Origin of the sequence: Flavobacterium nitrogenifigens (assembly GCF_003254565.1) — a bacterium.
Lineage (GTDB): Bacteria > Bacteroidota > Bacteroidia > Flavobacteriales > Flavobacteriaceae > Flavobacterium > Flavobacterium nitrogenifigens.
In genome coordinates this window covers 1-245 of sequence record NZ_QJRI01000028.1, presented here as the reverse complement: position 1 = coordinate 245, position 245 = coordinate 1, and the positions used below count along the sequence as shown (strand labels likewise).

The window sequence follows — 245 nt, the reverse complement described above, 5'->3', positions numbered from 1 at the left end:
TTTAAATCCTTTACCAATAGGAGTTACAGGCAAACTGTATGTATCAGGAGCAGGCGTGGGGAGAGGGTATTTGAACAAGCCAGAACTTACAGCCGAAAAATTTATATCTAATCCTTTTATAGAAGGAGAAAGAATGTATGACACTGGCGATTTGGGCCGCTGGCTTTCTGACGGTAACATTGAGTTTATGGGCAGAAAAGACCATCAGGTTAAGATTCGCGGTTTCCGCATCGAACTAGGCGAGA

At 43.3% G+C, this 245-nt stretch carries 1 protein-coding gene; it reads left to right on the top strand.

Going from position 1 to position 245, the window contains the following annotated elements:
• On the top strand, positions 1 to 245 hold a 245-nt coding region (locus tag DM397_RS00120), incomplete at both ends, for an AMP-binding protein (protein WP_162615406.1).